Annotated in this window: 22 protein-coding genes and 1 pseudogene; 11 read left to right on the top strand and 12 right to left on the bottom strand. The window is 62.9% G+C overall.

Going from position 1 to position 24818, the window contains the following annotated elements; translation table 11 throughout:
• The first annotated feature begins 172 nt into the window (after positions 1-172).
• A complete protein-coding gene (locus tag ACVWWN_RS32235; RefSeq protein WP_457147481.1) occupies positions 173-1435 on the top strand; it encodes an IS256 family transposase in 1263 nt (420 codons plus the stop codon).
• Between the two features lie 388 nt (positions 1436-1823).
• On the opposite strand, the gene pknB is transcribed toward ACVWWN_RS32235, so the two are convergent.
• From pknB to ACVWWN_RS32220, 3 genes are read right to left on the bottom strand one after another with little or no spacing between them, the layout of a single operon-like run.
• Positions 1824-3674 carry a Stk1 family PASTA domain-containing Ser/Thr kinase gene (gene pknB / locus ACVWWN_RS32230; RefSeq protein ID WP_457147480.1) on the bottom strand — a complete coding sequence of 617 codons (1851 nt, stop codon included), beginning with the start codon at positions 3672-3674 and terminating at the stop codon, positions 1824-1826.
• A 17-nt stretch (positions 3675-3691) separates the two neighbouring features.
• Positions 3692-3970 carry a type II toxin-antitoxin system RelE family toxin gene (locus tag ACVWWN_RS32225; protein ID WP_457147479.1) on the bottom strand — a complete coding sequence of 93 codons (279 nt, stop codon included), beginning with the start codon at positions 3968-3970 and terminating at the stop codon, positions 3692-3694.
• Positions 3967-4251, bottom strand: coding sequence for a type II toxin-antitoxin system Phd/YefM family antitoxin (locus ACVWWN_RS32220; protein WP_457149360.1), 285 nt, complete (start codon positions 4249-4251; stop codon positions 3967-3969). The genes ACVWWN_RS32225 and ACVWWN_RS32220 overlap by 4 nt, the downstream gene beginning before the upstream one ends.
• Positions 4252-5134: 883 nt before the next feature.
• On the opposite strand from ACVWWN_RS32220, the pseudogene ACVWWN_RS32215 reads away from it, so the two are divergent.
• The 4 genes and pseudogenes from ACVWWN_RS32215 to ACVWWN_RS32200 form a co-directional block, all read left to right on the top strand.
• Positions 5135-5240 (top strand): annotated as a pseudogene (locus ACVWWN_RS32215) (antitermination regulator); the annotation flags it as partial.
• A gap of 325 nt (positions 5241-5565) precedes the next feature.
• Positions 5566-6378 carry an N-acyl homoserine lactonase family protein gene (locus tag ACVWWN_RS32210; protein ID WP_457147478.1) on the top strand — a complete coding sequence of 271 codons (813 nt, stop codon included), beginning with the start codon at positions 5566-5568 and terminating at the stop codon, positions 6376-6378.
• A 9-nt stretch (positions 6379-6387) separates the two neighbouring features.
• Positions 6388-7677 carry a hydroxyacid-oxoacid transhydrogenase gene (locus ACVWWN_RS32205; RefSeq protein ID WP_457147477.1) on the top strand — a complete coding sequence of 430 codons (1290 nt, stop codon included), beginning with the start codon at positions 6388-6390 and terminating at the stop codon, positions 7675-7677.
• 4 nt (positions 7678-7681) lie between these two features.
• The gene (locus tag ACVWWN_RS32200; protein WP_457147476.1) at positions 7682-8062 is read left to right on the top strand and encodes an FmdB family zinc ribbon protein; all 381 of its coding nucleotides are present in this window, start codon (positions 7682-7684) and stop codon (positions 8060-8062) included.
• A gap of 51 nt (positions 8063-8113) precedes the next feature.
• Here the strand turns inward: ACVWWN_RS32200 and ACVWWN_RS32195 are convergent, their stop codons facing one another.
• The 3 genes from ACVWWN_RS32195 to ACVWWN_RS32185 form a co-directional block, all read right to left on the bottom strand.
• On the bottom strand, positions 8114-8251 hold the full coding sequence (locus ACVWWN_RS32195; RefSeq protein ID WP_457147475.1) for a hypothetical protein: 138 nt from the start codon (positions 8249-8251) through the stop codon (positions 8114-8116).
• 70 nt (positions 8252-8321) lie between these two features.
• On the bottom strand, positions 8322-9545 hold the full coding sequence (locus ACVWWN_RS32190) for a cytochrome P450 (RefSeq protein WP_457147474.1): 1224 nt from the start codon (positions 9543-9545) through the stop codon (positions 8322-8324).
• 853 nt (positions 9546-10398) lie between these two features.
• A complete protein-coding gene (locus ACVWWN_RS32185; protein ID WP_457149359.1) occupies positions 10399-10809 on the bottom strand; it encodes a bestrophin-like domain in 411 nt (136 codons plus the stop codon).
• Between the two features lie 1429 nt (positions 10810-12238).
• Here ACVWWN_RS32185 and ACVWWN_RS32180 point away from each other — a divergent pair.
• Positions 12239-12610, top strand: coding sequence for a heme-binding protein (locus ACVWWN_RS32180; RefSeq protein ID WP_457147473.1), 372 nt, complete (start codon positions 12239-12241; stop codon positions 12608-12610).
• 299 nt (positions 12611-12909) lie between these two features.
• On the opposite strand, the gene ACVWWN_RS32175 is transcribed toward ACVWWN_RS32180, so the two are convergent.
• Positions 12910-14337: a beta strand repeat-containing protein gene (locus tag ACVWWN_RS32175; protein ID WP_457147472.1), complete on the bottom strand. Its 1428-nt coding sequence runs from the start codon at positions 14335-14337 to the stop codon at positions 12910-12912.
• Positions 14338-15128: 791 nt separating this feature from the next.
• Positions 15129-15449 carry a muconolactone Delta-isomerase family protein gene (locus tag ACVWWN_RS32170; RefSeq protein WP_457147471.1) on the bottom strand — a complete coding sequence of 107 codons (321 nt, stop codon included), beginning with the start codon at positions 15447-15449 and terminating at the stop codon, positions 15129-15131.
• 677 nt (positions 15450-16126) lie between these two features.
• On the opposite strand from ACVWWN_RS32170, the gene ACVWWN_RS32165 reads away from it, so the two are divergent.
• Positions 16127-16594 (top strand): glucose-6-phosphate dehydrogenase, encoded by a 468-nt coding sequence (locus ACVWWN_RS32165; RefSeq protein ID WP_457147470.1) that lies wholly within the window; start codon positions 16127-16129, stop codon positions 16592-16594.
• Positions 16595-16812: 218 nt separating this feature from the next.
• On the opposite strand, the gene ACVWWN_RS32160 is transcribed toward ACVWWN_RS32165, so the two are convergent.
• Together ACVWWN_RS32160 and ACVWWN_RS32155 are read right to left on the bottom strand one after the other, a co-directional pair.
• On the bottom strand, positions 16813-17022 hold the full coding sequence (locus tag ACVWWN_RS32160) for a hypothetical protein (RefSeq protein ID WP_457147469.1): 210 nt from the start codon (positions 17020-17022) through the stop codon (positions 16813-16815).
• Between the two features lie 272 nt (positions 17023-17294).
• Entirely contained in the window at positions 17295-17375 is an 81-nt protein-coding gene (locus tag ACVWWN_RS32155; RefSeq protein ID WP_457149358.1) for a hypothetical protein, read from the bottom strand.
• Between the two features lie 65 nt (positions 17376-17440).
• Between ACVWWN_RS32155 and ACVWWN_RS32150 the strand changes: the two genes are divergently transcribed.
• Positions 17441-17611 carry a hypothetical protein gene (locus ACVWWN_RS32150; RefSeq protein ID WP_457149492.1) on the top strand — a complete coding sequence of 57 codons (171 nt, stop codon included), beginning with the start codon at positions 17441-17443 and terminating at the stop codon, positions 17609-17611.
• Here ACVWWN_RS32150 and ACVWWN_RS32145 read toward each other — a convergent pair.
• Positions 17542-17868, bottom strand: a complete 327-nt coding sequence (locus ACVWWN_RS32145; protein WP_457147468.1) for an ANTAR domain-containing protein — start codon at positions 17866-17868, stop codon at positions 17542-17544. The genes ACVWWN_RS32150 and ACVWWN_RS32145 overlap by 70 nt on opposite strands.
• 551 nt (positions 17869-18419) lie before the next feature.
• Between ACVWWN_RS32145 and ACVWWN_RS32140 the strand changes: the two genes are divergently transcribed.
• Positions 18420-19310: an esterase/lipase family protein gene (locus ACVWWN_RS32140; protein ID WP_457147467.1), complete on the top strand. Its 891-nt coding sequence runs from the start codon at positions 18420-18422 to the stop codon at positions 19308-19310.
• A gap of 310 nt (positions 19311-19620) precedes the next feature.
• Here ACVWWN_RS32140 and ACVWWN_RS32135 read toward each other — a convergent pair whose 3' ends face one another.
• Complete coding sequence (locus tag ACVWWN_RS32135) at positions 19621-20889, bottom strand: aminotransferase family protein (protein ID WP_457147466.1); 1269 nt, start codon at positions 20887-20889, stop codon at positions 19621-19623.
• Positions 20890-21803: 914 nt separating this feature from the next.
• Between ACVWWN_RS32135 and ACVWWN_RS32130 the strand changes: the two genes are divergently transcribed.
• The gene (locus ACVWWN_RS32130) at positions 21804-23603 is read left to right on the top strand and encodes a putative bifunctional diguanylate cyclase/phosphodiesterase (protein WP_457149357.1); all 1800 of its coding nucleotides are present in this window, start codon (positions 21804-21806) and stop codon (positions 23601-23603) included.
• Between the two features lie 348 nt (positions 23604-23951).
• The gene (locus ACVWWN_RS32125; protein ID WP_457147465.1) at positions 23952-24695 is read left to right on the top strand and encodes a class I SAM-dependent methyltransferase; all 744 of its coding nucleotides are present in this window, start codon (positions 23952-23954) and stop codon (positions 24693-24695) included.
• Positions 24696-24818 lie beyond the last annotated feature (123 nt).

Genomic DNA, 24818 nt, shown 5'->3' with positions numbered 1-24818 from the left:
ACCTGCCGGACAAACCCGACGAAGTGACGTCGGGCAGAGCGCCAGACTGGGCACTGTCAGAACATCGGCGGATTTGATCTTGGTCTGCCACGCCGAGCGGGACTGTCTGAATAGCGGTTGATCTGGTCTTGGTCTGACACGCCGGGCGTGAGCTTGGCGGGAAGGACTGATGATGTCCGAAACACTGAAATCCGTGGCGATCGATGTGGATCACAAGCAGCTCGCCGAGCAGTTGCTCGCGCAGGCCAAAGAACAAGGTGTGGAACTGGTAGGTCCGAACGGCCTGCTCAGTCAACTGACCAAGAATGTCCTCGAGACCGCGCTAGGTGCCGAGATGACCGAGCACCTCGGCTACGACAAGCATGACTCCGCGGGGCGCGGCAGCGGAAACTCCCGCAATGGCACTCGATCGAAGACGGTGTTCACCGAGATCGGCCAGGTTGAGCTCGACGTGCCGCGGGACACCAACAGCACCTTCGATCCGGTGATCGTCAAGAAGCGGCAACGCAGGTTGACCGGCATCGATGAGATCGTGTTGTCGCTGACGGCCAAGGGTCTGACCACCGGGGAGATCGCGGCGCACTTTGATGACGTCTATGGGGCCACCGTCTCCAAGGACACCATCTCCCGGATTACCGACAAGGTGATTGAGGAGTTGGCCGAATGGTGCAACCGGCCGTTGGAATCGGTGTATCCGGTGGTGTTCATCGACGCAATCTTCGTCAAGGTCCGCGATGGCCAGGTCACCAACCGGCCCATCTACGTCGCGATCGGGGTGACCTGCGCCGGGGAGCGCGACATCCTCGGGCTGTGGGCCGGCGACGGTGGCGAGGGTGCGAAGTTCTGGCTCTCAGTGCTCACTGAGATCAAGAACCGCGGCACTGTCGATGTGTGCATCGTGGTCTGTGACGGCCTCAAAGGGCTGCCCGACGCGATCAATACGGTGTGGTCGCGGGCGGTGGTCCAGACGTGCGTGATTCATCTGCTGCGCAATACGTTTCGTTATGCGTCGCGCAAGTATTGGGACCACATCGCCAGGGACATCCGCCCGGTGTACACCGCAGCTACTGAGGCGGCGGCCAAGGAACGCTTCACCGAGTTCACCGAGAAATGGGGTGCTCAGTATCCGGCGATCACCCAACTATGGGAGAACGCCTGGAGCGAGTTCGTGCCGTTCCTGGACTACGACGTCGAGATCCGCCGTGTCATCTGCAGCACCAATGCGATCGAATCACTGAATGCTCGCTATCGGCGGGCGATTCGGGCCCGCGGGCACTTCCCGACCGAACAGGCCGCGATGAAGTGTCTCTACCTGGTGACCCGATCCCTAGACCCCACCGGCCGCGGTAAGGCACGATGGGCAATGAGGTGGAAGCCCGCACTAAATGCGTTCGCGATCACCTTCAACGGCCGGATCACTCCGACTGGCAACTAACCAATGCCAAGATCAGATCCACCGTTTATCTGACAGCCCCCGCCGAGCGTGAGCGTGGCGGGAATGACTGCCATGCCGGAAGCACTCGTTTCCGTGGCGATGGGGGATTGGATCATCGCAGCGGGCTGAGCAGTGCTGCCGCAGGCGAAGGAACAAGGGCTCGAGTTGACCGGGCCCAACGGTTTGCTCAACCAGTCGGCGGTCGATCCGTCGACGGCACCACCAATTACTTTTACGGTAGGCGTATTGGTCGGGGCCCAAGTCACTCACTTCTCCGTGATCGGAGTGACAGTCGGTTTGAGACGTGGGCAAAGTGAATTCGTGGGTTGACCGGCTACACGAGATCTGCGACGGAGGTGGTCGGACATCATTCAGGATGCCACGCGGTCTAGGAGCCGTAGCTGAGCGTGATGGTGCCGTCGCGGTTGACGTTGGTGCCCGGCGGCGGGTCTTGTTTGACGACTCGATTTTTATTTCCGTCGGGGCCTGGGATGTCGCCGCCGTTGAGTAGGGCTCCTATATGTCCGAGGCCTTGTAGGAAGGGCACGACTTCGACATAGGTCATGCCGATCAGGTTCGGCATCGGCATTTGGTTGGCCAGCGACACCTTCAGGGTGATCGCCGATTGGACGGAAAGGTTGGTCCCGGCAGGGGGATCGATCGACACGACTTGCCCAGCGGGAAGGTTACTGTTGACGGGTCCGGTGAGGATGATCTGGAAGCCCGCGGTCTTGAGGTTCGCGGTGGCCTGAGCGACGGTCTGCCCGGACACGTCGGGTACGCGCCGTGCTTCGGGGCCGCTGCTCACATGGATGGTGACGGTGTTGGTGACGGCCGAGGTCTGGCCGGCTGGCGGATCGGTAGCGGTCACCAGATTCTGCGGTGTTGTCGCCGAGGCAGTCGGCAATGGCTTGGGGTGATTGAATCCGGCGTCGGCGAGTATGCGCACGCAATCGTTGACGGGCAGATTCGCACAGTTCGGCACCTGACGCTGGTCGGGTCCGGAGGACACGGTGACGGTGATTTCGTCGCCGCCGGCAAGGGCGGTATCAGCGCCCGGTTCGGTGCTGATGACGTAGCCGATCGGCACCGAGGGGTCGGGGCGTTGTACGGGGCCGCGGATCTTGAATCCGTGGCTCTGTAGCGTCGCGATGGCGTCCTGTTGCGTCTGGCCGTGGACATCGGGCACCCGCACCGGATGGCTCCCGTGGCCGACGGCGTTCACCCCGATAGCGACCGCAACGCCGAGGACCGCGAGCACGGCAATCGTGATCAGCCACGGTCGGAGCGATCCGCCTGGCCGGGAGTCGGGGTAGCTGCCGAAGCGGTGCGAGCGACCGCGCGGGGCGTCCAGGGCGTTACGGTCGGCGTCGGTAAACACTTTGGGAGCTTCGGGTGTTTGGCCGCTGTGTACGCGGATCAGGTCAGCGTGCATGTCCGCGGCGCTTTGGTAGCGATTTTCGGGGTTTTTTGCCAGGGCTTTAAGCACTACCGCGTCCAGCTCAGGGGAGAGGCCGTCGCGGCGGTTGGAGGGCGGCACCGGATCTTGGCGCACATGCTGGTAGGCGACGGCAACGGGGGTGTCCCCGACGAAAGGTGGCTCGCCGGTGAGGATTTCGTAGAGGACGCAGCCCAGCGAGTAGATATCGGAGCGGGCGTCGACGGTCTCACCGCTGGCCTGCTCGGGTGAGATGTACTGGGCAGTGCCGATGACAGTGGCGGTTTGGGTCAGTCTGTTGGTGCTGTCGGTCAGGGCGCGGGCGATACCGAAGTCCATCACTTTCACCGCGCCGGTTTTGTCGATCATGATGTTGGCCGGTTTGATATCGCGGTGGATGATGGCGTGGTTGTGGCTGAAGTTCAGCGCCTGACAGGCATCGGCGATGACCTCGATGGCGTGGGCGGGTTCCATCGGGCCGTCGTGGGCCACGATGTCTCGCAGTGTGGCGCCGTCGATGTATTCCATGACGATGTAGGGCAGCGTGCCGGTGGCGGTCTCGGCTTCGCCGGTGTCGTATACCGCGACGATGGCTGGGTGGCTTAGTGCCGCGGCGTTCTGCGCCTCGCGGCGAAACCGCAGATAGAAGGTGGGGTCTCGGGCCAGGTCCGCGCGCAGCACCTTGATCGCCACGTCGCGGTGCAGCCGGTTGTCACGGGCAAGGCGAACCTCTGACATGCCGCCGAACCCCAGGATTTCGCCGAGTTCGTAGCGGTCGGACAAAATCTGGGGGGTGCTCATCGCAAACCGATCGATTCTCATCGCACCGGGTAGGCATCGGCACGGCTGAACACCCCTACGACGGTGACCCGCCGATGCTGGTCGTCGACTTGGTAGCTCACACGGTAGGTGCCGCGGCGAGCATGGTGGCGGTCAGCCAACGGTGGCCGTAGCCGCCGGCCGGCACGGTGCGGGTGCTCCAGCAGCGGGCCGGTGATGAACTGATATGCCGCCAACGCCACCGCGTCCGAAAGTACCTCCGCCAGCTGCCTTCTCACAGCCGGCGCAACGAGTAACTCGTATGGATGTCGGGTCATGGCCCGATTTGACGTGCTCGCATGGCCGCGGCAAGCGCGTCCTCGTTTTCTGCTTCGCCGCGAGCCAATTCCGCGTCAGCCTCGCGCAGCGCCCGTAACGCAGCCGTATCAGACAACACCGCAATCGTTTCCTCAAGCGATTCCAGATCCTCCACGGCAAGAAGCACCGCAGTCGGACGTCCATGGACAGTGACCGTGATCCGCTCATGTTGCCCACCCACCCGAGCCACCAACTCCGAGAGATGGGCCTTCGCGTCGGCCAGCGAACAAATTTCAGTCATGGTCACAAGTATGACCAATTGGCGACACTGTCCTCAAGCTCGTCGCGACCCAGGATGGCGACCATGTAGTAGTCCGCGGCCACGGTGCCCGAATCGATGAGGTCTCCCAGATCCTTCACGGGTGGCCGGTCGACCCCATATTGAACAGGCGGCATCGGTTCTGCATCGATTGCGCACCGTGGGGACTATCTGCGCCGACTGCCGTTCGTCCCTCTCCTCCTGCCGCTAGGAATGGGTCACCATGACGAATGTCGTGGTATACCCCTCTGTAGGACGCAAGTCGGCTCGGCGCCTTGGGACCTGACGATGGATGGCGACGGCAGAGATGAGGCAGAGGCAGCTTGTGGTTGTGCCGTCGATCGCTGCTTGGGTCGCCGGCGTGACGGTTGGCTGTCGTTGGTCTCGTTTGCGTGTATCCAGGTTCTCCACGTCCTCTGCGCCGACGTCCGTGTTGGCCGCGCGCGCCGAGATCGCGGGCAACCTACTCGAGTTCAACAGAAGCCGAGCGATATCGGGCAAGTGAGGCGAAACGGTCCTCCGGGGAGGCTGCACTAGGTGCAACGGGCGGAAGTCGGTCCCCTTCAATCCCTGCAGCAACCGGCGCTGAGTACGATGAGCAAACTTGCACGCGCCTCCAGTTCGCATCGCTTTTGCATCGTTGGTTACCCATGCCGCTGATGGGCATTCGCTCAGAGGGGCCGTTGAGCGGTTGTTTCTAGGCCTCACTGATAGCGGGATGCCGGGATACAACCCTGACGTTAAGCAGCTAGCGCGGCCCGGATCTTCCCCACACTTCGAACCGCGTTCCTTGCGGCCGCTGTTCAATACAGTGTTGATCATGATGGCGGGCGACGAGTTTGACGGAACGCGGGTCGAATAGGCACTGGCGGGCGGCACTTCACAGCGGGTGGGCTGGTATGTCTTCTACTTCGCCGATGAGCGCTGGGGAATGGTCGCCCGAGGTCAAAATCATCCACGGCTACGAGCCGCTGAGATGATCGACGTCGCTCGATCGTGTTGGTCCGCGACAACGCCACACTTTGGTGAGGCTCCTGATCACCACCCAGGGAACCATGGTGTTGGCGCCGACCGCCGATATCGAGTCGCGTCCCATTTTGGCCGTGCCGACGCCAGCGTGGTGGTCGGCGGGTGCGGTTTGCTGACTGGTTGCGTCGCCAAAAATGCTCTGCACCACCAATTTTGGTCGGTCGCGCGGCCGTAAACGCCGTCGCTCCGCGTGGACCGCGGTGTAGCATCCGACCTGTGAGGCGATGTGACCGGGGCCTCACCTCGATCTCGACAGGGAGTGCCTCGATGGCGACAGCGACCAAGGTGCATGTGCTCGACTGCGGCGCGATGAGCTGCGACCTGACCTGGCTGCTGCTCAAACCCGGTAGAAGCATCCGTCCGCGGGCGGAGAAGGATCGACCGGTCGAGTGGTACCCATGCACCAGTCACGCGGTGGTGGTGGAGACACCGGAGGGCACGTTGCTTTGGGATACCAGCATCCCTCGGGACTGGGAGACCCGCTGGGTACCAACTGGGCTGCAGGAGTTCTTCCCGTACGACCAGGTTTCCGAGGAGCAGTATTTGGATTCCCGGCTGCGCCAACTGGATCTCGCCCCGGGTGACCTGGACTACGTCGTGCTGTCCCATCTGCACTTCGATCACGCCGGCAACATCCGCCCGTTCGTGGGTGCAGGGCCGCGATTGGTGGTCAACGAAAAGGAGAAGGACTGGGCGTTCGGGTACGACGGTGCGTTCAACGGCGCGCACCTGAAGTCCGACTACGACGGCATAGACTTCGAAACCGTTTCCGGCGACGTAGAATTCTTGCCCGGGGTGAGCCTCATCGAGGCACCCGGGCACACGCCGGGAACAATGGCGATGAAGGTGGACCTGCCCGAAACCGGCACCATCATCTTCACCTCGGACGCAATCTACATGGGCGATTCCTACGGGCCGCCCGCGACTCCCGCCGCAATCGTCAATGACTTGTCGGCCTGGTACTCGTCGGTGGAGAAGATCCGTGGTATCGCGGAGAAATCAGATGCAATGGTCGTTTTCGGCCACGACGCGGAGCAACTGCGGTCCATGCGGCGGGCTCCCGACGGGTACTACGCGTGAGGAGCTGAGATGGCCACAAACGTGCCGGCGAATCCGGAAGCGATTTTCACCTACGGGGCACCACAGCTCAAGTTCGGTCCCGGCGCCAGCGATGAGATCGGATATGACCTGAGCCAGTACGGCGCCCGCCGGGTGCTGGTCATCACCGACCCCGGCGTCGCGGCCACCGGCAACCCGGCGCGAATTGCTGACCAGATGACCAAGTTTGGCATCGAGGCGCAAGTATTCGACGAGGTCCACGTCGAACCGACCGACACGAGTCTGGCGGCCGCGGTCACCCACGCCCGGGACTCCGGGCCGTGGGACGCGTTCGTCGCCGTCGGCGGCGGCTCCAGCATCGACACCGCCAAGGCGATCAACCTGATGCTGACGAACCCCGGCGAGTTGATGGACTACATCAACGTCCCGGTGGGCAACGGCGCATCGCCGGTCAATCCCCTCTGCCCGCTCGTCGCGGTGCCGACCACCACGGGTACCGGCGCGGAGAGCACGACTGTGTGCGTGCTGGACGTGCTGTCACTGCATGTGAAGACGGGTATCAGCCACCCCCGGCTGCGGCCAACGCTGGCGGTGATTGATCCGCAACTGACGGTGTCCCAGCCCGCCGGCGTGACCGCGTCGGCAGGCATGGACATCCTGTGCCACGCATTGGAGAGCTACACCGCGCGCTGGTATACGAGCTTTGAACACAAGCGCCCCGAGCAGCGGGTGCCCTACTGCGGCTCTAATCCGATCTCCGACATGTGGTCGGAGAAGGCGCTCCGGTTACTGGCCGGCGCTTTCCGCACCGCCGTGCGAGAGGGGGACGACCTGCAGGCACGCACCGACATGGCGGTCGCCGCGACCTTCGCCGGCATGGGCTTCGGCAATGCGGGGGTACACATCCCCCACGCGAACGGCTACCCGATTGCAGGCCGGGTCAAGGACTTTCACCCCAAAGACTATCCAGGCCAGGAGCCGCTGGTGCCGCACGGCATGTCGGTTGCACTCACCGCACCCGAGGCCTTCCGGTTCACGTTCGACGCCGCGCCGGACCGGCACGTCCGCGCCGCTGAATTGCTGGCCCCAGATGCCGACCGGCCCGACGATGCCGCCGAGTACCTGCCGTCGGTGATGATCAGTCTGATGCGCGACATCGACATACCTAATGGCGTTGCCGCCGTCGGATATCACCACAGCGACATCGCCGACCTGGTGGAGGGCACGATGAAGCAGCAACGCCTGCTGGCGACCAGCCCGAAGGCAGTCACCGAGGACGACCTCGCCGGAGTGTTCAGCCGGTCAATGGAGCTCTGGTAGCGCGGTGGCCATCTATCTGCTGCGCTGCGGCGACGGGCATGACTTCGAGGTGATCCAGTCGTTCACCGCGGCACTGCCGACGTGCCCCGAATGCGGTGCTGCGACAACAAAGATTCCCGTCCCGTTCGGAATCGGCGGCCGGGCGGCCCGGTCCCTTCCGCCGCCGCCGGAGACGATGCCGCAGACCTGGCGCGCGACCTATCACGGCAACCGCGAGTACGTCACCGAACTACGCAAGACCGCGGATCGGCGCAGGGGAATGGAGGACCGGCACCCGGAACTCGCCAGTGACCGGCGACCCGTCCTTGCGCACGAAGGCAAGTATGCGGCGACACCGCTGCGGGCCGGTGACGCCCCGGCGCCGGAAAATCGGTGCACCAGTTAGCTCATCGCTAGGGTGAACCTCACCGAGCGCCGATTCAAGAACTCACCGAGACTAGCGCTTACGCCGCAGCGTGTTCACCAGATTGCCGAACTCACCGTTGCGATCACCATTTTGGGCCCCGCACTGGAACATCAGCCCCAGACCTTCGTGGGGGGAACCACCGATGAAGAAATCATCGCCATAGTCCAACGCGGCCGCACCACCCTCAACAAGGTCAACACGCAGATTCGGTGTCCGTCGAGATGGCCCGGCACACGATTCATATGTCGAAAGCAATGGGGAGGCTTATCGGCCCGCCCAGGCCGACTAGCGGTTTCCACGGCGCCGGACCGTTGCGGCGGGGATTCGAGATCCGGTGGGTGACTGTCTTGAGGGCTTCGGCGATTTCCACTCGTGCCAGGTTGGCGCCCAGGCAGTAGTGGACGCCTGCGCCGAATGTGAGGAGTGGTGGCAGTCCCTGGCGGGTGATATCCAAGCGGTTGGCGTCTTCGTAGATCGCGGGATCACGGTTGGCCGCGGCGGTATTCGCGAGGATGACGGTGCCGGTTGGGATGACAACGCCGGCGAGCTCGACGTCCTCGGCGGCGATGCGCAGGGCGGTGCTCGAGGTCGGGGAGTGGCGCATCGTCTCATTGACTGCGGCCAAAGCGAGGTCGGGGTTCTCGCTGAGCAGCTTCCATTGGTCAGGGTGATCGAGCAGGACGTCGATGGACGCGGCGACCTGGTTGCGGGTGGTCTCGGTCCCGGCGAGCAGGAGGCCGCCAGCGAGCATACGAAGTTCCTCGGCGTCAAGACGGCCATCGTCGTGCTCGGCGCGGATGAGGTCGGAGAGCAGGTCGTCGGCGAGAGTGTGGCGGCGTTGGTCCACCATGTCGTCGACATAGTCGTCGAGTTCGCCCCACGCGCGCATGACGTCTCGCTGCAGGTCGGGGGTGAAGGTGTAGCCGAAGCCTTCAGCGATGTCGTCGGCCCACCGCGCGAACCGCTCCCAATCTGCGGCGGGTACGCCGAGCAGTGCACTGATGATGGGTACGGGGTAGGGACGGGCAATGTCTGTGACGACGTCGCAGTGGCCCTGATGACTGAGGGGCTCGACGATGGTATCGATGATACCGACGATCGTTGCGTTGAGGCGCTCGACCGCGCGGGGGGTGAATGCCTTGGACACGAGACTACGGATGCGCTGGTGTTGGTGGCCCTCCATGGCCAACAGCGAACTGACGACCTTGTCCCAGAGCGGTCCCGAGGTGACGCCTTGGACGGCGAGGTGCAGGCCGCGCGGGGTCTTGAAGCGGCTGTCACAGAGCACCGACCGTACGAGGTCGTATGAAAGCACTTCTGGCCCAAAGGGGCCCACTGCGATAGGTGCTTGTTGTCGGGCCGCCAGAAGTTGCGGATATACCTGCGCGGGCGGGGTGGCGACGTCGTAGTTCAATGTCGGCAGGGCGGCGTCGAACACGCTCGTACTTTCGGCGGTGGTCATTACTCGGTCTCCTCAGTGCGGACCATCGGGCTGACGCGGCAGGCGCCTTAACTCTGGCCGGTACTCGCGTCCGGTGGCGTCGGTCTTGGGATCAATGATCATTCGAAATGCATTGTCGCCGGTTTCCACCATGCATACTTCGGCGGTGACGGCGCTGCGGAAGCTGTTCTTTCGGAACGCATTCTAGCTCAGCCGCGGATCGGCGCAGATGTTCATCTACCAGGAGAGCGCGTCAGCTGGCCCCTTCAATGCGGCAGCGGAGGCCGTTGGTGGATCTGCCATTCGCAGGTCGGGGTGGAGATATAACGCGTAAGGAAGGTGTTCTATTTCGCTTGGCCCTCCTGTCTCATGTGATGCGCGGTGAGCCGTTCTCGGCAAGCAGTGCCGTGCAAACCGCGTTAGCTCCCGGCACCTGCGGCGTCTGGTCGGTTAACGGCCGCAGCGGTAAAGGGTTCAAGTCCCCTTGGCCCCGAGCAGTTTTGGGCGTCAGCTTGCAGACGCCTCTTCCTTGCCGCTTCCAGCAACGCCACGCACGACACATCGCCGGGCAGCGCGAAAACCGCGGCGGCAACCAAACTGGGACGAGGAAGAGCCATACTTCTAAGCGCGCACGCTCGTGCCCCGATAGGGACGCCGGTGCCACCGCCGTAACCTCTCAGAGCTCAAAAGCGGTGTAATTAGAGGGCCGCCTGCGCTGCACCCTTCCACGCCCGGAAACCATCACATCGGCTCATGGCTCGTATGTTCGCGATTGTCGGAGATCTCGGCGGCCGGAAGGTTCGATTTTCGGAGTAGGGTAATGCGCTTCGTCGAGGATGATGCTGGCCGTGCTCGGACCGGTCGCCGTGCGGGTCTACGTCGCCATCCCAGTCGTCCCAGGCTTCGTGGCGTCTGCTGTGGGGGGTGATGGTGCGTCGCGTCGCCGCAGTTCGAGCAGCAACGCTACTTCCCCGCGTCGACCGCGTCGAAAACCTCCAGCGAGTGTTTGAAGGCCCATGAACTCCCCGTTGACGGTGTCGGATGCCGCGTCGGGATCTTGGCGACTGACAACGCGGTACATCTGAGTAAGCGCGGCTCGTGCGCTGTCGCTGGTGCCACCGGAGTCCTGTTTCTCCCATTCGGGTCCTTCGACGGCAGTCGTGTACTTCCGCAAGAGATCGCGTATTCGTTGCTGCTCGGCCGGCGGCATCGCGACCGTCTGGCGGTACATGGTGGTCAGAGTGGACGCTTCACCAAAGGCCGAACAGTCCCAACTCGCCCACAGTCACCTCTCTGCCTTCGGCAAGGCTAGCCCCTTCGGGGCGAAGCGTCCGCTGACCTACCAGCCTCGGCGTTCGTATCCGGCGTACCTGAGTTTGGGCGCCGGTTCGGGTCGTCCCCGAACTCCCCAAGCAAACCGTCAATGAGGTCGACCGCCGTCGCGGCTTGCCAGAGCGGACTCGGAACACCCAGAAATCGGTAATTCGGTTCGCCGCCGCACCATTCAGCGATAGCGACGAAACGAAAGGATCGTCGAGGCTCTGCATCCGGTCGACAGCAGGGAGACCGGGTATCGGCGGCTACGGCATCGACGTTCCACCGTCGGACCAAGAAACGGCAGAACGAGCTAACCCCTGCCGTCACAATCGTCGCCGATCGCCGGGCAAGGATCGAGCAGGCCAAGGGCATGTTGATGCCTATCTAGGCTCTGGGTCCACAAGTCGCCTTCGAGTTGCTCAAGCGGCGATCTCAAGGGACCAACATGAAACTGCAACTGCTCGCCCGGCAAGTAGTCGCCGCTTCTCCAACCTCATGCAGCGCACCGCTACACCGACGCGGTCAAGGTCACCGGCGTTTATTAGGAAAGCAGCGAGTTGTCCATTCGCGAAACAGTGCGAGAGTATTTTGCATAGTGGAGCGAACTTTTGGCCTTCTTTCCGTTATTTTTTATGTGTCCGGCCGACATCTGAGCCCAGTTGCTCACCGGGCTCTATAAAACAATCCAGTTTCTCCAAAGCGATCCCGAGCGGGTCGCCGGGTGCTGAACGCGGACTCGGATACTTGACGCCGTCCGACGACGGTGACGATCCGTTCGCCGGGTGGAGCCGACTCTAGCGGCCGAATCCGGTGCCGTAGCATCGATCTGGCGGGCGGCTACCCTTCGGCGTCTGCCTTCTCGATGCAGGCGCGACGATGTAGTAATAGTGGCGCTTCGAGATTCGTTCAGCAAGATTCTCGAAGTTCTCGAATGACCGCCGATAGTGACGCCTCCGACGGAGTTCTTGTACGAAGGCTCGAACTGGCGCCAGTACTCGCTCAGTCACTGAGAGCGATGCCGAGGCCCTGGTCGCACAGCCAGTCCTGATCACAGTCAACAGGGATATAAGGAGTAGCCCTAGGGACAGGTGACGTGTTGCTCTGCCGGGATTCACCCTGCGAGCAAAGGGTCACGGGGTCGGGCCCACTGGCTGAAATGCAGTCCGCTGCAGCCGGTGGCGCGGCGGCAAGAGTGGAAACCAGAGCGGCGGACGCTACGAGCATCGCGGGGAGAAAAATGGGCCTAATCCGCATTGCTATATCCTTCCCGCGGTCGAGGTCTTCATCGCAGGTTACTGCTGTTTTGCACAAAAAGTCGCGGTAATTCTGCTTAGCTTGTTTTTGTCGCCAACCGTCACCGGTTACGGCAGTTTGATCACATGTTGAAGGAGCCAGCCATGTTGTCCCCAGCACGTCCCGCGCGCCGCGCGGCAATCTGTGCGATCGGTACTGGCGCAATATCCGGCGCGATGCTTTTCGGTGCCGCCGCCGCGACGGCCGACCCGCCACCGCCAGTTCCACCACCGTGTACGGCCGCCGAAATGGCGCTCGTGGTGTCAGGCGTCACGTTCGACACGTCGAACTACCTAACCCTGCACCCCAACGTGAACGACTTCTTCACCAGCCTCAAAGGCCAACCGAGGGATCAGATCAGGGCTCAGGTACAGACCTATCTAGACGCCAATCCCCAAGTTCGGGACGAGCTTCAGACCATCCGGCAACCCTCGGTCGACTTCCGCCAACGCTGTGGGGTTCCGCAGACTCCCTGACCGCTTCGGCGATGTGGTTTGTGAGGCAAGACCATTCGGTCGCCGGGTAACCTTGCACACGGCCGGTCGACGCCCGACGATCGCGCTCGCCCCGCATCGGCAGCAAGCGATGCTGCGCCGCTACGCCGGTGGCAACCCATCCGCATGCCGGAGTCGTGCCGGGGCGAACCGCCCTAACGCACTCCTTGAGCACCGCTGACTGCGGTTAAGTCGCGCACCGGGAGTGAGGCTTGCGTTAGCCGGCCGATTCGTAGGGTCGGTGACTTCGGGCCACTAGCTCAAGCGGCTCCCGACGTCGTCTACTTATCCTTTTTGCTCGTCCTGTCCGCGCCCGGCTTTGGCGCCCGCCCGTTATGCCCGCCGGCGACTCTGCTGACGGCATCTCTGAACTTCTTGATCGACGTCGTGATCCGATGGCCGACCGGCTTGGTGACCGGCCCACCCGGGGAAGCGGCCTTCGGGGTCTGCGGGCTGTTGAGCGCCGCCTTCGCGGTGCGAACGGTACTGCCTTGGCCGCTCGTCGCGGCCGGCCGACCCGCCGAAGCGGCCTTCGGGGTCTGGGCGCTGTTGAGGGTTGCGTTCGCGGTGGGCACGGTACTGCTTTGGCCGCTCGTCGCGGCCGCCCCACCGAAGGGGTTGTTGTTGATCGCGATGCCGGGATTTGTCTGCGTGACGTTTAGACCGTCCTGAAAGACAGAACCGGCAAGCGCCAGCGGACCGGGGCCTGCCGCGACTGTATTGGTTCTGCCGAAGATGTTGAACCCGGCGTTCAGGTTGCCAGGCCCGCCGGCGCTGATGGTGTTGTCGCCTCCGCCGCCGTTGAAGGCCGCGTTCAGGTTGCCTGTTGCGGACAGGTTATTGCCGCCGCTGAACAGGTTGAGGCTCAAGTTCAGGTTGCTGCCGAGGCCACCTACGAACAGCTGGTTGCCGTTGCCGACAATGTTCCTCGCCCCATTGTAAAATCCGCCTATCGACGTGACGGTGTTGTTGCTGCCCAAGAAATTGGTGGCCAAGTTTGAATAACCGATCTGTGTCGTGATTAGGTTTGTATCGCCGAACAGGTTTCGAGCAAAGCTCCCGAAGCCGCCTTGGATCTCGATGGTGTTGTTGCTGCCGAAGAGGTTTCGGGCCGTGTTTACGGCGCCGGCTTGAATTGTGAGGCGGTTGCCGCTGCCGAACAGGTTTCGGGCCCAGTTTGCATAACCGCCTGACACCGTGATGATGGTGTTGTCGCCGAGTACGTTTCGGGCCCAGTTTCCGTAGCCGCCCTGTGTCGTGACGATGTTCCCACTGCCCAGAATATTGGTGGCGGTGTTCGCCACGCTGCCCTCTGTTGTGACGGTGTTGTTGTTGCCGCCGATGTTTGTCGCAAAGTTCAATAGGCCGCCTGGTGCCGTGACGGTGTTGTTGTCGCCGAAGAGGCTGGTGGCCAAGTTCAAGATAGACCCCGCGCTTGTGGCTGCGGTGGAGTTCGTGCCGACGACGAAAGCCGCGCCGAACAACCCGTCGGCGTGGGCGACCGCTCCGTCGCCGATACCGATGGCGACACTGAACAAGGTGCTGGTGCAGTCGAGGCTGTTGCCGATACCGAAGAAGGACGCACAGGTCGCGTTCGCTGGTGGGGCTGACCCTAATCCGGCGCTTGCGACTAGTCCGCTTGTCACGGCGCCGGCGACGAGGGCCCCCGCGATCTTACGGGGTGATTTCCCGCGGCTGTGTGCAATCATTTGCTGCTCCATCCACGACAAAACGTGTCGATACCGCTAGTCACGATGCCACGCTGACGCTGATGGGGAGCGGGTTCGGCAAACATAGAAGCGTTCGCTTCCGCTGCCTTGCCCGGATGAAGTGCTGCCACGACCTTTGTCGAGGCTTCGTGGCGATCATGAGCCGCCAGGAACCTGACCAGCGGTGCGAGGTCCTCTGGATGCTCGCAGAGAAAGGTGGCGTGCTGCACCGCTTGGAATAAGAAAAGCACTTCATCCAGCAGTCGCGCGTCGCCTCGATTACGGCGAAGGGGCCCAGCGCCGGCACCAAGCGTGGGCACGGATTCGGGAACGAAACGCGGCGCACTGCCGCGCTGGCATGGAACGTGACGTGATGACTTGGACGCAATTCGTCGTGACCTACACGTTGAGCGGGAGGCGGCGTGAGACGGCGACTGGTTAGCTCATAACCCAGAGGTCGCAGGTTCGAATACCGTCCCCGCTACTAAAGAAAGTGTCCTTGACCATGCCGAACGGCCGCCAGTACAAGCCGGCGGCCTGTCGGAAGCGTTCGAGTAGGCGGTGGATGTGCTGTCGGGACAGTCTGCATGTTTGTGCCGCGGCAGTGATGGTGAGGTTTCCTACTGACGAGGGCCAACACAACCACACGGGCTTTCGACTGGACCACGACTGTCGCCCATGACGCGACTCATCGACTGCCGTTCCAGGTGTTGCCCGTGACCCGATTCACGTGTCACTTGTGTCGCGACTTCACACACCCTTAGCTCGACTCGACGAAATAGATTCCAGCGTTACTCGCCCTCAACCGCGACGCGCAGCTCTTCGGCCCATTCGCTGTAAGGCCGGATCGCGTAAGCGCGTGTGTCCACCGAGCTGCCGAGCTTCTGGATGATCGGTAGCGACTCGAGCGCCTGGTCAAGCGATGTGTGGTCCGGCACGTCGAGCACGGCGAAGACGCTGCGCTGGCCGACGACTTTCCACAGGTTGGTTACTGCCCCGGCATCGACCGCACTCTGTGCCGCGCGGGCTTCCTCGAGCCAGATCGTGAAGAGTTCTTCTCGGCTCATGTCGACTGGCTGGTGAATATCGAACTGGACGAAGTACTGCACCATGTCCTCCTTAACTTCGCTGTCAGGCGGGAGAGCTTTCCGCGACCCTTTGACGTCGCTTGTCCTATGTAACCAGTTGAACCACACTGCGCCCGCCACTCGACCCGGTGCCCGCGCGCAGGCCGCGTGGAGCTGTTAAACCGCCGCCTCACGCACGGGGGCTTCCACGGCATGTTGTCGCCGCCGGCAAGCACATTGCAGGCGTTGCGGACGAACGCCTCGGCCCACGACAAGAACACCTCGGTAGTCCTGCCAGCGCCGCGGTTGAACTTTGGGCCACTTGCCGTCGTGTCATAGGTCAAGAAACCCCGTCTTCCGAAAGTCTCGATCCGTGGCCAGACACTGGGGGAGCAGATGGAAATCGCCGCTTTCGTTTGCTTGATGGTCCTATTGATTGCGCTGCCGGCCATTTTCATGGTCCGGTAACCGGCAGGCGGAGTTAGCACCACGGCGCAAACGCGTCGGTGTGGAAGACGTCGCCCGGCGGCCACACGTTCAACTCGAGCGCAGGGCGACGGGCTTCTCGGGAAGGTTGTCGATCACCGGCGGGGCGCGCTGGGAGCAAGTCCTTCGCTGCCGACCCGCCCGACAAGGCCAGGCCGCTGTCCCGGCCAGACGGGTAGTCAGATGGGAGTTTGGGGCGCACAATGAGGTGTTCGGCTGAAACCTGGGGAGCCGCGATGAGCGAGCAGCGGTACGACTTTTTCGGTGAGATCTTCCAGCGGTACTTCCGACCTGCGATCGGCGCATATCCGCAAATGGGTGGCGCACTCGTTCAGCGGTGGCTGACGCTGACTGACGACGTCCCGGACCGACTGGCCCAAACGCGGCGCGCCGCGATGGCATGGGGCAAAGCTGAGACCCCGAACGCCAGGATCAGTTCGGAACTCTTCGTGATCACCCAGCATGGACTGATGTATGCCGCTGGGTTGAACGAGTTGCACCGGGCGTTGTATTACCTGGCCACGCCGCCGGGATTGTTCGATCCCTTCGTCGATCAGGTCGACACCGCCGAACTGCGCGACGGCGAGGTGGTCGTGGTGGATAGTGGGTTCGGCCGTGATCTCGCGTCGGCTCGTCCGATGGATGCCGCACTGCGCCGGATCCTCGATGAGCACTCCGCGTTGCGGGTGGATCTGCCCGCGTAGCGATTTCGTCGCCGCGGCCTTTCTGGCCCGGCGTTTTTAGCGGTCTTCTTCGCGGGGTCTCGTCGTCGGTGAGGATGCGGGGGAGCACCGTGCGGTGCGGCGGATCATCGTGGTGGTGGGCACGCGATCGCGCAGTGCGTGCCCAGTGTCAACCAAACGCCGGGCGCGGCTGTGACCGCCGCGGGTGCAATCCTCTACCGCTTTGGCGAATTGGTTGTTCAGGAGGCGCCGAAATCGTGGGCCTCGTCGTATCCATAGTCCCCGCCGGCGCCAAGGTTCACCTCTGGCGAATCGACACGATGTGGCGCACGAGCTGCAGCCAGCGGCCCGGCCGGCATGTCGTGTGCTTCGTCGTACTCATAGTCGTCTCCCGGGGGGATTTTCGGGCTCTCGGCTCCGAGATCGCCTGCGGGCCGGTTCTCTTCCATGTCCAGCCTCCGTCGGTGGGTGCTCGACTGGGTGCCGAGCGGTCGCCGCACCTCATTATCGCCGCGACTGAGGACTGGTGCCATGGTTGCTGTCGTTGTGAACGGATTTGTGAACGAAACGCCGCGCAACGACCGTGGTGGTGGGGTCAACTCCGGTTGAAGAGTGACCCGGGGGTCCGGTTGAACTTTGACCCGCCCGGGTTGGTTAGTCGTTGGTTTTGGCCGCTGGAACGCGGCCAGGTCTCTGTCTTTGAGGCGATAGCTGTCTCCCTTCAGTGGGTGATTTCGGCGTGGTTGGCGAAGCGCTTATTCAAACGCGTCTTGCCCGTTCCTGGTGGATCGAGGAACGCCACGTTTCCCTTGGCGGGGATGAAGTCCAGCGTGCGCAGGTACTAGGTAGACGTTCTCGGATGCCACGTTGCCGTCGCTGCTCGCCGCCGCGGTCGTAGCGGTCACGGGCGATCTCCTCACCCGGCGACAGCAACTCGCACATCGGGATGTCGGCGGTGAGTCGCTCAGTCAAGACCTCACCGACGGGGGTCTGACCGGCGCTGAGCCGGTCGGCGCGACGGATAACGCGAACAGCTGACCCCATTCGTGACGTACTGCCGATTGTGCGGCGCTGAAGGTTTGAACGGCTTGAGCGCCGCCATCAGCGAGATTGACGAGGGCCCAAGCCATTTGGAATGCCGGGCACCCGTGGCGTTGCGCGGCGCCGAGCAGATCGTGAAACGCTGCCTCCGAAGAGCACCGACGAAGGCCGATTAGTATGCCGAGGGCGGTATCGAAGATGCGGCGGCCCTCCGAGTCGCGAGAGAGCTGGGCGGGAACCCATTCAGTTGTCATGTCTTACGTACCTCCTGTCGAGCCACTACCGATGCCCGTCACCGACACGGCCCGAACGATCCCATGATTTGCGCGCTTGTTCAGCGGTGGCTACACCCCTGCGCACTTCGAGATGCCAATGTGATTACCTCGGTACTAAGCCGTGCCCGGGACCGGGCGCCGTCGTGGCCGGCCGGTAGGTGCCGTTTGACGTCTTCGCTGTTGCCGGGCGAAGCTGCACTCGTCCGCCTGAGAAGGCGTCTGCTCGGGTCATATGCGATGCCGTCAAAGTAATGGCGCTGCTGCCTACTGTCGGTCCACTGCGACGACGGCGGCCTGCCAAAGCCTGGGCTAATTGCGGCCAACACATCCCTCCCTGTAGTAGATGTTGTCCGCTGTGCTGTCGGGCCTAACGAGATCCATCGCGGCAACCTATTTCTGCGCGGCTGCCCGCTAACAGGTAGTGAGCAATAGGTGCGGACCCGTATACGAGATTGCGGCTGGCATGGACGACATCCGGTCCGCCGACCGCCATTCTCAAAGTGATAGGCGTCACACGGCAAGGGCGGGACATGTTGCAAATGCAGCCGACGGGAAGGCAACGAGAGGAGCGGGTCCGCGCCTCGCGCAGCGGCCTGACGACACCCCGGCGCGTGCTGGGCGGTGCCCGTGCGGCAGTTCGGACGATGGGGCGTGCCGCGATGGTGCAGGCGAGCGAGGCCGCGATGTTGTTGTCGGCAGCCGCGATGACACCGCTGCGCCTAGTCGGCGGTGGCTTCGACGACACAAGCAGACCTTCGACTCCGGTGGAGTCTTCCACCGTATCCACGACGCGTCCCGTGTTGCTCGTCCACGGGTTCGCCGGCACAAAGTCAAGCTGGTCCCTGGTCGCCCACACCCTAAGCGCCCGAGGCCTGACAGTCGAAGCGATGAGCTACCCGCCGCTCGGCACGTCGGTGGAGCAGCTGGCGGAGCGGCTGGTCGCCGAGGTCGAAAGAATTCTGGGTAGAACCGGTGCAGACAAGGTGCACCTGGTCGGACACAGTCTGGGCGGTGTGGTCATCGCGCAGGCCATCGGTGACCGTCGGCTGAGCGGCCGCGTTGGCACAGTCATCACCTTGGGGTCGCCGTTCGGCGGGTCGCCGTGGGCGGGAATGCTGCCGTTTGTCGAGATCGTCCGGGCGCTGCGACCGGGTTCGCCGGTGTTGCGCCAGGTCGCCTCCGCGCCAATGCCTGACGGAGTGCGGTGGCTGTCAGTGACCGCCGCGCTCGACTTCATCGTGCCCGGGATGCGCGCGGTGCCTGCGCAGGCCCAGGTGGAGACCATCATGTTCGATGGTGTTGGCCATCTCGGGATGCTCCTGAATCGGCAGGTAATCGGTTGCATAGCAGCCGCATTGTGTGCACAGGAGCCGACCACCGCCGCTGAAGCGCCGATAATTCTGTTGCAAAGCGCCTCATGACAATGGGCAATCGAGATGAACCGACGACCCCAAATCGTCGGTCGCAAGTTGATTCGTGTGCCTGCAACAGCGCAATGTCAAGTGACGCTTGAAGTGACGCCACCTCGTCGACGATTCGTCACTGAGGGCATCGACACGGTGCAGAAGCTGCAAGGTGAGCCAAGCGTTGCGGTTTGGACCTTATGCGGTCCAACCCGTTGCTGGCCGGCGCGAGCATCCCGATGTCACCCCGATAGTCGTCGGCTTCGTCGTGGCGACTTGAGGGCCAGCGCTTTCAGGCGAGCCGTCACGGTTGCAGGGTAAACGGGGACTAAGTCCCCGCCAGCGCCTCCTGGTAGGCGTCGACCATTCGGTTCGTCATCTCCAGGATCTCGGTCTCCGTGCTAATCAGCGGCGGCGCCATCATGACCGTGTCAGCGACGGCACGCACCAAGACACCGCGACGTTGCGCGGCCTCCACGAGCGCTTCGCCGAAGGCACCGACACCGCCGCGCTGCTCATTGGCAGCCGCGAATTGCACCGCCGCCATAAATCCGTGCCCGCGCACTTCGAGAACCCGCTCTTTGCCGCGCAGTTTCGCCAACTCGCCGTTGAAGATCGGCGCGGTACGCCGCACGTGTCCGGGAATGTCCTCCTCGAGGAGGATGGCCAACGACTCACGCGCCACGGCGGCAGACATGGGATGTCCTGCATAGGTGGAGCCATGGTGGAAGTCGCCGATGGTCCGCGACCCTTCGGTAATGGTGTCATGAACCCGTTGCCCGACAAGCACGGCTGATATCGGCGCGTATGCGGACGACAAGCCCTTTGCCAAGGTGATCATATCCGGTTTCAGGCCGAACTCCTCGGTGCCGAACATCGACCCCGTCCGGCCGAAGCCGGTGATCACCTCATCGGCGATAAACAGAATATCGTGGCGGGACAGCACTTCTCGCACCCGCTCGTAATAGCCAGGTGTCGGGACGATAACGCCGCCCGCACCGAGGATCGGTTCACCGATGAACGCCGCGATCGTGTCAGGGCCCTCGGTCTCGATAACCTGCTCCAGCCGGGAGATCAAGGCATCAACATTCCCGGTCGGGCATGGCACCTTGACGAATTGTGGTAAAGGAAGCTGGAATCCGTCGTAGAACATATCAATGCCTGTCGCCGAAGCGCCTGCGACCGTCATCCCGTGATAGCCCAGCTCATGCGAAATGATCTTCACCCGGCGTTCACGTCCGAGACACCGATGGTAGTACCAGCTCATCTTGATCGAGCTGTCGACCGCCTCGGCGCCCGAACTCGCGAAGAAGGCACGTCCCATCGGGATGGGAGAGACCCTGACGAGATCCTCGGCGAGTGCCAGCGCGACATCGTTCGTGCGGTGGGTCATGGAGACGTAGAACGGCAGCTTCTTCATCTGCCGAGCAGCCGCCTCGACAAGGCGTGGCTGCGAATATCCGAGGTTGGTGCACAGCACCCCGGACATCGCGTCCAGATATTCGTGACCGGCACTGTCCCAAACGGTTACGCCCTCGCCACGCACGATGACGTGGGGCTCAGTGGTCAGGAACGGGGGGGTATGTGGCTCGAGCATCGAGACATGAGAAGGTGCCATGCCGCCCATGTTTAGCCCTCATCGCGGAGCACTTCAAAGGACTGTTCCGCTGAGAGGAACGGCGAAACCAGGTCGGTCGCATCTCCGACCGGACGGGATGGACAAGCCCGTCTCCTGCGTTTATGCACTGACCGACGAAGTCGAAATGCACTGCAGCCGTACGTGACCTCGACGTCACCGAGGGAGCGGAAGCAGAGCGTTTCGTCGACGGCTGTGGTCGCTACACGGGACCTTGCAGCAGAGGTGCAAAGTCCATACGCCGAGAGCGCGATGGTGACGGCCGCAATTTCATGTCCGGCAAGTGGCAACAGTGTCGCTGTCGCCGATCACCAACCCGGCGTCCGACCGCAAACTCGTCGCCGCGTCAATCAACGGCACTGCGAAAGCCACCGCCATCGATGCCGTCACGATGGGCTCCCCGCAGATCGGGGGCAGGTCTGCTGCCATCTTTTGTGGCTCACGATGACGTACGACCACGGCCGCTCCTTCGACTGCGGCAACGCTCATTGACTGGGGTTGGGGCGGCGAGGCGGCAACTCAGGTCGCCCGTTGAGCGACGAACAAGGGTGTAGCGCCGATACGAAGCATCGCTAGTTACCGGTCGTGGGCAGGGCTTCCGGTCCGAAGCGCAGCTGCACCGTGGGGTTTCACCGCTGGCATGTCTCGGCATGTCCTTTTGCGGCCCTCGTGCAGAAGCGGTAGGCGATCTCGGCGTTTGGTCGGTCGGTGAGGCGGCCTCGAGCAGGCGGCGATCGCGTCGCGCGTTGTCCATCGCAGCAAACGTGCTAGCCAAAACGGAACGCGTTTATCATGGAAAACCCCTCTGAAGCGGATACCGTGGGTAAGTGACACGCAGCCTGGATCTCCTGGTCACCACGGTCGCCACTCGGTTGATGTCGGCGAACGCGGCCAACGTGGCTGCGGTCAGTCAGCAGGTGCTGGCCGAACTGGTGACGCATTTCGAGGTCGATGTCAGCTTTCTGCGACACAACGATCACAGCATTGGCGCAACCATGTTAGTGGCGGAATGGCCGCTGCGACCGGTAATTCCGGACCCTGACCCGCTCGGCATCATTTACTTCGCCGACGCTGATCCCGTGTTCGCCTATGCCGAGAACGCCAAGGAACCCATCGTGTTGCGTCCGGAGCCGGCCACCAAGGATTACCAGCGCACCATCGCTGAGGGTAGCGGTGTGCCTGCCACCTCGCTGGCGTCGGTGCCGCTGCTCTCCGGCGATGTCACGACGGGAACGCTTGGGTTTGTGAAGTTCGGCGACCGAGAGTGGCGCACCGAGGAACTCAATGCGCTGCAGGTGATCGCGTCGCTGTTGGCCCAAGTTCAGGCACGCATCGTGGCCGAGGCTGAGCTGCGCTATCTCGCCGATCACGATGGTTTGACCGGGCTGCATAATCGCCGATTTCTCCTTGCGCACCTTGACGACCGACTGAAGGCCGGGCAACCGGGACCCGTGTCGGTGGTGTTCTTCGACCTAGACCGGCTCAAGACGATCAACGATTACCTCGGCCACTCCGCGGGCGACCGATTTATCAAGGTCTTCGCTGAACGGCTTCGGGAGGGCGCGGGGGCGCCCAACTTGATCGCGCGACTGGGCGGCGCTGAGTTCGTGGTGGTCCCGTCATCGCCGATGGATGCCGCCGCGGCGCAATTGCTTGCAGTGAAAATGCAGGCGCTTCTGCGGGAGGGGATTTCCGTCGGGGGCGAGATGCTCATGCGCACTGTCAGTATCGGCGTGGCCTCAGGCTCTCCGGGGCGCGATGTCGCCTGGGATCTCCTGCGCCACGCGGATCAGGCCGTTCTGTCGGGAAAGGGCTCAGGGGGCAACACGATAACCGTTTTTTCGGAAGAGATGTCGTTGAAGAGCGAGTTGCGCAACGACATTGAGCTGCACTTGCAGGGTGTCGTCGACAGCGGGGCGTTGATGTTGCAGTACCTGCCTGAGATAGATATGCGGACCGGGGAGGTCGTGGCGGCCGAAGCGCTGGTCCGTTGGCTTCATCCCACGCGTGGACTGCTGCCGCCGAACTCGTTCATCGGAGTTGCCGAGTCGATCAATCTGGCGGGCGAGTTGGGCCGCTGGGTGATGCGGACGGCATGCGCCGAGTTCAACAAATGGCGTTCACGTGGCGTGGGGCGGGACGCCGTGCTTCGCCTCAATGTGTCACCGGTGCAATTGGTCGCCGATGGCTTCGTCGGCTCCGTTGCGGGCATCATCGACGAGTTCGGCATCGACAGTGCATCGGTGTGCCTGGAGTTCACCGAGAGTGTCGTGGTCCAGGACATCGAGACGACACGGATGACGCTGTCCGGGCTCAAAGAGGTCGGCGTGCAGATCGCCCTCGACGACTTCGGCACCGGTTACAGCGTCTTGTCGCACCTCAAGTCGTTACCGGTCGACTCGCTGAAAATCGACAGGGGATTCGTACGTGAGTTGGGCTCCAACACAGGTGATCTCGCCATCGTCCGGGCCATTATTGCATTGGCCGAAGCGTTCGGCCTTCAGCTGGTGGCGGAAGGGGTCGAGACCGAGGTCGCTGCGGTCACGCTGATGAGGCATGGGTGTTATCGGGCGCAGGGATTTCTGCTGTCTCGCCCGATCTCAGGCGATGCGATGGAGTCCCTGCTCGCGCAGCGGTGGATACCCATGGATCTCGCCCCGCCCCGTACCCGTTGACCGTTCGGCTAGGCCGATATGGTTGGGGGACTGACGGCGGCCGCCGCAAACAGCAAACGACGCCACCTGGTGTTGCCTTCCGGCAGGGTGGAATGCGTCATCCCTCGGCCGCACCGGTGTGCTCAGACCACGTGTTGAGTGAATCATGCTGGACGACAACGGAATTCAACAGTGGAGTGGATTTCCTGCAACCGGCACTTTGACGACCTGTGGCGGGATACAATCGGCGCCGACGTCGCCCGATACGATGAGCCCGGCCGAGTAAACGAAGACCAGCGTACTTAGATAGCAAAGCAACCTAGATCGGTGTCCACCACGTAGTAAGTCCACCACTAAGGAGTGACTGCCATGCCAGTGGCCCCATTCAACGACATCACCGCGACCTACACGCGCCTTCACTCCTGGATGTACGAGACGCTGGTGGCACCGGCCGTCTACGGATCACGAGCCGTCATCGACGAGCGCTTTCTCGCACACCTGCCGTCGGGGGCCCACATCTTGGACGTAGGGTCGGGCGGCGCTCTGTTCACGAAGTACATCGCAGATCAGCGCCCTGATGTACATATCGTCGGGCTCGACCTGTCCGCCCCACAGATCGAGCGCGCCAGCAAACGCATGCGCGCTTACACCGATCGTGTCCGCTTCCAACTGGGTGACGCGATGCAGCTACCCTTCACTGACCGCACCTTCGACGGTGTGATCAGTTATGGCTCGATCAAACACTGGCCGTCGCGCGATGTGGGCCTCGCCGAATGCGTTCGGGTTCTCAAGCCGGGAGGCCCGCTGCTGGTCACCGACGCGGATCGCAGTACGACCTTCGAAGATGCCGAAAAGTTCGTCTCCCTCTACCCGATGCCGCGCTTCCTGCGTGGCCTCAACCTCGCGATCTTCCACACCTGGATCGCCGGGCGCTCCATCGATCTGGAAGACGCCCGTGTCCTCGCCAGCCGCCTCAGTCTCGTCGACAGAGACGCCTGCCGCATCGACAATTTTCCCATCATCATGATCTCTGGCCGCCGGGCTCCTGAGGCGGTCAGCGGCGCCGATGATGGCGACGCTGCTAATCCCGACGGCGGCACCACGGAGGGCTGACGACACTACCCCGCCAAGGGATTTGCGAGGGGCATCACCACAGGAGGGTGGCGGCCGAAGACGATAGCAACCGATTACCCGGAGCGCCAACAACGTTGGCGCCTACTCGCAGTTATCGGTCCC

The sequence above is a fragment of the Mycobacterium sp. URHB0021 genome (assembly GCF_054057895.1).
This window is presented reverse-complemented; position numbering and strand designations above follow the sequence as displayed.

Coding starts and splice junctions, on each gene's coding strand:
- ACVWWN_RS32235 (WP_457147481.1), top strand. CDS start 173: ATGTCCGAAACACTGAAATCCGTGGCGATCGATGTGGATCACAAGCAG.
- pknB (WP_457147480.1), bottom strand. CDS start 3,674: ATGAGCACCCCCCAGATTTTGTCCGACCGCTACGAACTCGGCGAAATC.
- ACVWWN_RS32225 (WP_457147479.1), bottom strand. CDS start 3,970: ATGACCCGACATCCATACGAGTTACTCGTTGCGCCGGCTGTGAGAAGG.
- ACVWWN_RS32220 (WP_457149360.1), bottom strand. CDS start 4,251: ATGACTGAAATTTGTTCGCTGGCCGACGCGAAGGCCCATCTCTCGGAG.
- ACVWWN_RS32210 (WP_457147478.1), top strand. CDS start 5,566: ATGGCGACAGCGACCAAGGTGCATGTGCTCGACTGCGGCGCGATGAGC.
- ACVWWN_RS32205 (WP_457147477.1), top strand. CDS start 6,388: ATGGCCACAAACGTGCCGGCGAATCCGGAAGCGATTTTCACCTACGGG.
- ACVWWN_RS32190 (WP_457147474.1), bottom strand. CDS start 9,545: ATGACCACCGCCGAAAGTACGAGCGTGTTCGACGCCGCCCTGCCGACA.
- ACVWWN_RS32180 (WP_457147473.1), top strand. CDS start 12,239: ATGTTGTCCCCAGCACGTCCCGCGCGCCGCGCGGCAATCTGTGCGATC.
- ACVWWN_RS32175 (WP_457147472.1), bottom strand. CDS start 14,337: ATGATTGCACACAGCCGCGGGAAATCACCCCGTAAGATCGCGGGGGCC.
- ACVWWN_RS32170 (WP_457147471.1), bottom strand. CDS start 15,449: ATGGTGCAGTACTTCGTCCAGTTCGATATTCACCAGCCAGTCGACATG.
- ACVWWN_RS32165 (WP_457147470.1), top strand. CDS start 16,127: ATGAGCGAGCAGCGGTACGACTTTTTCGGTGAGATCTTCCAGCGGTAC.
- ACVWWN_RS32160 (WP_457147469.1), bottom strand. CDS start 17,022: ATGGAAGAGAACCGGCCCGCAGGCGATCTCGGAGCCGAGAGCCCGAAA.
- ACVWWN_RS32145 (WP_457147468.1), bottom strand. CDS start 17,868: ATGACAACTGAATGGGTTCCCGCCCAGCTCTCTCGCGACTCGGAGGGC.
- ACVWWN_RS32140 (WP_457147467.1), top strand. CDS start 18,420: ATGTTGCAAATGCAGCCGACGGGAAGGCAACGAGAGGAGCGGGTCCGC.
- ACVWWN_RS32135 (WP_457147466.1), bottom strand. CDS start 20,889: ATGCTCGAGCCACATACCCCCCCGTTCCTGACCACTGAGCCCCACGTC.
- ACVWWN_RS32130 (WP_457149357.1), top strand. CDS start 21,804: ATGTCGGCGAACGCGGCCAACGTGGCTGCGGTCAGTCAGCAGGTGCTG.
- ACVWWN_RS32125 (WP_457147465.1), top strand. CDS start 23,952: ATGCCAGTGGCCCCATTCAACGACATCACCGCGACCTACACGCGCCTT.